The sequence below is a fragment of the Burkholderia sp. FW306-1C-G01B genome, assembly GCF_058781685.1.
Window position 1 is genome coordinate 92,448 of sequence record NZ_JBYSWZ010000023.1, and the last position, 6,914, is coordinate 99,361.

A 6,914-nucleotide genomic window follows, 5' to 3' on the forward strand; every position below is an offset into this window, starting at 1 on the left:
GGCAGTTAGCGGCGACGCGGGCGCCTGAGCGGCATAAGCGACCTAAGCGACCTAAGCGGCCGCATCCGCGCGCGGCTCGGCGACCGACAGCCGCTTCAGCGCCGCCTGCACTTCCTCCGGCTCGAATGCGGCAAGCACGTCGGCCGTCGGTTTCTCGAGCGCCTTCAGGTGCGCGCGCAGGATCTCCTGCTTCACGACGAGCAGCTGGCTCGGGTGCATGGAGAACTCGGTGAGCCCCATCCCGAGCAACAGGCGCGTGAGCGCCGGATCGCCCGCCATCTCGCCGCACACCGACACGGACACGCCCGCGCGCTTCGCTTCGCGCAACGTATAGGAGATCAGGTGCAGCACGGCCGGATGCAGCGGGTCGTACAGGTGCGCGACTGCGTTGTCCGCGCGGTCGATCGCGAGCGTGTACTGGATCAGGTCGTTCGTGCCGATCGACAGGAAATCGAACCGCTTCAGGAACAGCGGCAACGCGATCGCCGCGGCCGGAATCTCGATCATCGCGCCGATGCGCACGTTCGGATCGTACGCGAGCCCCGCGTCGTCGAGCTGGCGCTTCGCCTCGCGGATCAGGTCGAGCGTCTGGTCGATCTCCTGCGCGTGCGCGAGCATCGGGATCAGGATCTTTACCTGGCCGAACGCAGACGCGCGCAGGATCGCGCGCAACTGCGTGAGGAACATCTGCGGCTCGGACAGGCTCCAGCGGATCGCGCGCAGGCCGAGCGCCGGGTTCGGCGCCGTCTCGTAGCCCTCGTCGAGCGCCTCGAGCGGCTTGTCCGCGCCGACGTCGATCGTGCGGATCGTCACCGGCATGCCCTTCATCCACTCGACGGCCCGCTTGTATGCGGCGAACTGCTCCTCCTCCTCCGGCATCTCCTTCTGATGCATGAACAGGAACTCGGAGCGGAACAGGCCGACGCCGACCGCGCCGGCCTCGACGGCCGCCTTCGCGTCGTCGGGCAGCTCGATGTTCGCGTACAGGTCGATCTTGGTGCCGCACAACGTTTGCGTCGGCGAGAATTTCAGGCGCTGCAGCTTGCGTTGCTCGAGCAGCTTCTCGGACTGGCGGTACGAATATTCCTCGAGGACGATCGGCGCGGGATCGACGATCACGATGCCCTGGTCGCCGTCGACGATGATCAGGTCGTCCTGGCGGATCAGCGCGCTCGCATGCTGCACGCCGACCGCGGCCGGAATGCCGAGGCTGCGCGCGACGATCGCCGTGTGCGACGTGCGCCCGCCGAGGTCGGTGACGAACGCCTGGAACGACTGCGTCTTGAACTGCATCATGTCGGCCGGCGCGATGTCGTGCGCGACGACGATCATCTCGTTGGTGCCGTTCGCAGCCGCGCGGTCGAGCGCCTGCGACGCGGACGGCGCACCGGCGAGCGCCTTCAGCACGCGCTCGACCACCTGCTCGATGTCGGCCTTGCGCTCGCGCAGGTATTCGTCCTCGATGTCGTCGAAGTGGCGCGTGAGCAGCTCGAGCTGCTCGGTCAGCGCCCACTCGACGTTGTAGCGGCGGGTGCGGATCAGGTCGATGGTTTCCTGCACGAGCATCGCGTCGCTCAGGATCATCATGTGGACGTCGATGAATGCGCCCACTTCGCTCGGCGTGTCGTCGGTCAGGTCGGCGCGCAGCGCTTCGAGTTCGTGATGCACGACGTCGAGCGCCGTGCGGAAACGCTCGACCTCGGCGTCGATCTGGTTCGCCTCGATCAGGTAATGGGCGACGTCGAGCGCCGCCGGCGCGATCAGATACGCTCGCCCGATCGCGATACCTCGTGAGACGGGAATGCCTTGCAGCGTGAAGGACACGCGCACCTCCTCTGTACAAGTAAAGCCGCGGCACACTGCTGCGATGCGCTTATGACCCCGGTTAGCGATTATAAATTCCGCGACTCCCCGCTGACTGCATGCACTGCAGCATTGCGCATTCCACATCAATGCTTCCGACGAAAAAAATGCCGCGAAATCCGCGGCATTCTGGCTGGAAACGGCAACGATCCCGCGCGATGGTTACTGGCCTTCGCCGAACTTGTCGGCGATCAGCTTCAGCAGCGCGTCCATCGCTTCCCGCTCGTCGGCCCCTTCGGTCTCGATCGTCACGGTGCTGCCGATGCCCGCCGCCAGCATCATCACGCCCATGATGCTCTTCGCATTGATCTTGCGCCCGTTGCGTGTCATCCAGACTTCCGACTGGAAGTTGCCGGCCAGTTGCGTAAGCTTGGCCGATGCGCGCGCATGGAGCCCCAATTTATTGACGATGGTGGTTTCTTGTTGAAGCATGATTCTCGGTCGGGTCGGTCGGGACCGCCGGCGTCGCGCGTCGGCGGTGCTGTCTAAAACGGAAAACGGATGATCAGTGCGATTCGGTGCGCGGTTGCGGTTCGGGCGGAATCGGCGCGCACTGGCCGCAGCCGGCTTCCGTCGGCGGCGGCGGCGTGCCGGCCGCCACTTCGTGGACGCCCTTCGCGCCGCCGGACAGCGCCTTGTCGACGAGCTTGTCGAGCGGCACGGTGCGATAGCAGACGGCCCGCACGAGCATCGGCAGGTTCACGCCCGCCAGCACGCGCACGTTGTCGATCTTCGCGAGCTGGCCCGCGATGTTCGCGGGCGTCGCGCCGTACATGTCGGTCAGCACGACCACGCCGTTCTCTTCCTTGAGCCGCGCGAGTTCCGCGTGCGCGAACGCCATCACCTGGGTCGGATCGCTGTCCGCCATCACGTCGATACAGCCGATGCGCGCGGGCACGCCGCCGTAGATGTGCGCGATGCAGTCCCGCAGCGCGGTGGCGAGCGGTGCGTGCGCGATGATCAGGATCCCGGCCATGTCAGATCGCTCCCGGCCGCCCCTGGCGGGCCGATACCCCGCGGCGGGGCAATGAGCGTAGCGAGTGTGGGAAACGTTTCATGTTCAGCCTTGCAACAGTGTCGGCCCGACCGCCGGGCCTTCGGTGCGCCGATCACGGCACCGGGCGAGCGGGCATTGTAGCAGGCCGGTCAAGCTGCTCCGGCGACGGGGGACCTGCGCGGGCCGCCGCCGGGGTTGCGCGGGAAAACGGCCTACGCGGCCGCACGCTCCAGCGCGTCGATGAACATCGCGGCGACGTCGAAGCCCGTCTGCTCCATGATCTCGCGGAAGCACGTCGGACTCGTGACGTTCACCTCGGTCAGCCAGTCGCCGATCGCATCGAGGCCGACCAGCAGCAGCCCGCGCGACGCGAGCACGGACCCGAGCGTCCCGGCGATCTCGCGATCGCGGGCAGTCAGCGGCTGCGCGACGCCGAGCCCGCCCGCGGCGAGATTGCCGCGTACCTCGCTGCCCTGCGGAATCCGCGCGAGCGAATACGGCACGGGCTCGCCCGCGATCAGCAGGATCCGCTTGTCGCCGGCCTTGATCTCGGGAATGAACTTCTGAATCATCAGCGAACGCGTGCCGTCGTGGCCGAGCATCTCGATGATCGCGCCGAGATTCATCCCGTCGGCCTTCACGCGGAACACGCCCATCCCGCCCATCCCGTCGAGCGGCTTCACGATCACGTCGCCGTGCTCGGCGTGGAACGCGCGCAACCGCGCGGCATCGCGCGTGACCAGCGTCGGCGCGACGAATTGCGGAAACTCGCCGATCGCCAGCTTCTCCGAATGGTCGCGGATCGACTGCGGCTTGTTGAACACCCGCGCGCCCGCGCGCTCGGCGAGTTCGAGCATCCACGTGGCCGTCACGTACTCCATGTCGAACGGCGGATCCTTGCGCATCAGCACCGCGCCGAACGACGTCATTTGACGGGATTCATGCGCGGCCGCCTCATACCACGGATGACGATGCAGGTCGGCCGTATCGCCGACGATCGTCACGCGCTGCACGTCCGCCTCGACGCCCGACCCGGTCCACGCAAGCTGGTGCGGCTCGCACGTGTAGATCACGTGCCCGCGCCGCGCGGCCTCCGCCATCATCGCGTAGGTCGAATCCTTGTAGATCTTGAAGCGCTCGAGCGGGTCGGCGATAAAGAGAATGTCCATGCGGGTCCTGTACGTAGCGAAGGTCCGTTACACCTGGATGGCTTCGGGATCGGTCTTTTCCAGTTCGATCGACGACGCGATCAGCGACAGCCGCGCGACGACGCCGTACATGTAGAAACGGTTCGGCGGCGCGGCGCCCGGCTTGGCGCCGGCATCCGGCAGCGCGGTGTGCTCGAAGCCGAGCGGCACGTAGTGCATGCCGGGCGCGTTCAGGTTCTGGTCGCGCTCGCGGCCGCCGTGCGTGCGGTAGAAACCGCCGACCACATAGCGGTCGATCATGTACACGACGGGCTCGGCCACTTCGTCGCCGACGCGCTCGAACGTATAGACGCCTTCCTGCACGATCACGTCGCGCACCGCGAGGCCAGCCTTCGACTCGGCCATCTGCGCGCGCTCGGCCTTCGACATGCGGCCGATCTCGGCCGCGTCGTGCACGGTCATCACGCCGCGCCCCGCCGTGCCCGCGTCGGCCTTCACGACGACGTACGGCTTCTCGCTGATCCCGTATTCGCGGTACTTGCGCGCGATCTTCTTCAGCACGCCGTCGATCGCGTCGGCAAGCGCCTGCTCGCCTTCATGCGCCTGCCAGTCGACCCCCTCGACGTGTGCGAAATACGGATTCACCATCCACGGATCGACGCCGACCATCTTCGCGAACTTCTTCGCGACGTCGTCGTAGCACGAGAAGTGCGTCGACTTGCGGCGCACGGCCCAGCCCGCGTGCAGCGGCGGCAGCAGGTACTGCTCGTGCAGGTTTTCCAGCACGGCCGGGATGCCGGCCGACAGGTCGTTGTTCAGCAGGATCGAGCACGGATCGAAATTCTTCAGGCCGAGGCGGCGCTGCGAACGCTCGAGCGGTTCGAGCACGATCTTCTGGCCGTCGGCCAGCGTGATCGGCGTCATGTCGGTGATGCTCGGGTCGAGCGAGCCGAAGCGCACGTTCAGGCCGGCCTGGCGCATGATCGTCGCGAGCCGCGCGACGTTTTCCAGGTAGAACGCGTTGCGGGTCGGCAGCTCGGGAATCACGAGCAGGTTCTTCGCGTCCGGGCAGATCTTCTCGATCGCGGCCATCGCGGCCTGCACGGCGAGCGGCAGCACTTCGGACGGCAGATTGTTGAACGCGCCGGGGAACAGGTTCGCGTCGACGGGCGCCAGCTTGAAGCCGGCGTTGCGCAGGTCCACCGAACAATAGAACGGCGGGGTATGTTCCTGCCATTCGAGCCTGAACCAGCGTTCGATCGCAGGCGTCGCGTCGAGGATCTTCCGCTCGAGTTCGAGCAGCGGACCGTTCAACGCGGTAACGAGGTGGGGAACCATGAATCACTCGCGAGCGGGAGAATGAAGATTGTAGAGCAATTGCCCTGTCCATTTGGGGATTGTTCCCGGCTTCGCAAGGGTTTGGGGGAAGTTTTCGGCTATTGACCCGATAGCGCGAAGGGTTATGCGCTACGGCAGCACGCGGCAGGAGAAAAAAAGCCCGCCGGGTGGGCGGGCCGAAGTCGCTGCGCTCATTCGTGGCGGGCGCCGTCTCCGCGGCGGCCCGCCGTGCGTCCTTACGACTTATTCGACATGCTCGCCGTGCAGGATCACGTCGAGGCCTTCGCGCTCTTCCTCTTCGGACACGCGCAAGCCCATCGTCAGGTCGATCAGCTTCAGCAGCACGAAGCTCAGCACGCCGCTGTAGACCAGCGTGATCAGCACGCCCTTCGCCTGCAGCAGCAGGCTGCCGTCGGCGCCGCCGATGTCCTTGACCGCGAACACGCCCGTCAGCAGCGCGCCGAGAACCCCGCCCACGCCGTGCACGCCGAACGCGTCGAGCGAATCGTCGTAGCCGAGCTTCGACTTGAGCCACGTGGCCGACCAGAAGCAGATCACGCCCGCCGCGATGCCGATCACGAGCGCGCCCGCCACGCCGACGAAGCCGGCGGCCGGCGTGATCGCCACGAGACCCGCGACCGCGCCCGACACGATACCGAGCACCGACGGCTTGCCCTTCGCGATCCATTCGGCAAACATCCAGCCGAGCGCCGCGCAGGCCGTCGCCACTTGCGTGGTCAGCATCGCGAAGCCGGCACGGCCGTCGGCCGCGACCGCGGAGCCCGCGTTGAAGCCGAACCAGCCGACCCACAGCATCGAGCCGCCGATCATCGTCAGCACGAGGTTGTGCGGCGCCATCGATTCGCGACCGTAGCCGACGCGCTTGCCGAGCACCAGGCACGACACGAGGCCCGCGATACCGGCGTTGATGTGCACCACCGTGCCGCCCGCGAAGTCGAGCACGCCGTCGGCCGACAGCCAGCCGGTCGGCTCCCACACCATGTGCGCGATCGGCACATAGACGATCAGCGACCAGAGCGTCATGAACACGAGCATCGCCGAGAACTTCATCCGGTCGGCGAACGCACCGCAGATCAGCGCCGGCGTGATAATCGCGAACGTCATCTGGTAGACGAAGTAGACCGACTCCGGAATCGTCGTCGCCAGGTGGCTGACGGTCAGCGTCGTCGCCTTGTCGCCCTTGATGTAGTTCATCCCGTGCAGGAACACGCGCGACAGGCCGCCGATGAAGCCGTTGCCCGGCGTGAACGCGAGGCTGTAGCCGACCACCGTCCACAGCACCGTGATCACCGCGGTGATCGCGAAGCTCTGCATCACGGTCGCGAGCACGTTCTTCTTGCGGACCATGCCGGCGTAGAACAGCGCGAGACCGGGGATCGTCATGAACAGCACGAGCGCGGTGGAGGTCAGCATCCACGCGGTGTCGCCGGCGCTGATCTTCGACGAATCGACGGAGAACGGTGCGGTCGGCGCGGCGGGTGCGGCCGGCGCGGACGCTGCGGCGGCGGCCGATGCGTCGGCGGCGGCGCCCGAAGCCGGTGCGGCGG

The 6,914-nt window shown here is 66.8% G+C and carries 6 protein-coding genes; all 6 read right to left on the reverse strand.

The genetic code is table 11. The annotated features are described in order from the left end of the window. Positions 1-51: 51 nt before the first annotated feature. Positions 52-1,824 carry a phosphoenolpyruvate--protein phosphotransferase gene (gene ptsP / locus AC3WLY_RS33315; RefSeq protein WP_131949220.1) on the reverse strand — a complete coding sequence of 591 codons (1,773 nt, stop codon included), beginning with the start codon at positions 1,822-1,824 and terminating at the stop codon, positions 52-54. 201 nt (positions 1,825-2,025) lie between these two features. Then, positions 2,026-2,295: an HPr family phosphocarrier protein gene (locus AC3WLY_RS33320; protein ID WP_072437289.1), complete on the reverse strand. Its 270-nt coding sequence runs from the start codon at positions 2,293-2,295 to the stop codon at positions 2,026-2,028. A gap of 73 nt (positions 2,296-2,368) precedes the next feature. Then, a complete protein-coding gene (locus AC3WLY_RS33325; RefSeq protein WP_034179121.1) occupies positions 2,369-2,839 on the reverse strand; it encodes a PTS sugar transporter subunit IIA in 471 nt (156 codons plus the stop codon). A 233-nt stretch (positions 2,840-3,072) separates the two neighbouring features. Beyond that, the gene (gene gshB / locus AC3WLY_RS33330; RefSeq protein ID WP_175963613.1) at positions 3,073-4,029 is read right to left on the reverse strand and encodes a glutathione synthase; all 957 of its coding nucleotides are present in this window, start codon (positions 4,027-4,029) and stop codon (positions 3,073-3,075) included. Positions 4,030-4,056: 27 nt separating this feature from the next. Next, complete coding sequence (gene gshA, locus AC3WLY_RS33335) at positions 4,057-5,346, reverse strand: glutamate--cysteine ligase (RefSeq protein WP_034179123.1); 1,290 nt, start codon at positions 5,344-5,346, stop codon at positions 4,057-4,059. Between the two features lie 243 nt (positions 5,347-5,589). Beyond that, a partial coding sequence (locus tag AC3WLY_RS33340) for an ammonium transporter (RefSeq protein ID WP_492332750.1) occupies positions 5,590-6,914 on the reverse strand: 1,325 nt, incomplete at its 5' end.

Bases quoted from the DNA above. Each gene is read 5' to 3' on its own strand.
- AC3WLY_RS33320 (WP_072437289.1), bottom strand. From the start codon at position 2,295: ATGCTTCAACAAGAAACCACCATCGTCAATAAATTGGGGCTCCATGCG.
- AC3WLY_RS33325 (WP_034179121.1), bottom strand. From the start codon at position 2,839: ATGGCCGGGATCCTGATCATCGCGCACGCACCGCTCGCCACCGCGCTG.
- gshB (WP_175963613.1), bottom strand. From the start codon at position 4,029: ATGGACATTCTCTTTATCGCCGACCCGCTCGAGCGCTTCAAGATCTAC.
- gshA (WP_034179123.1), bottom strand. From the start codon at position 5,346: ATGGTTCCCCACCTCGTTACCGCGTTGAACGGTCCGCTGCTCGAACTC.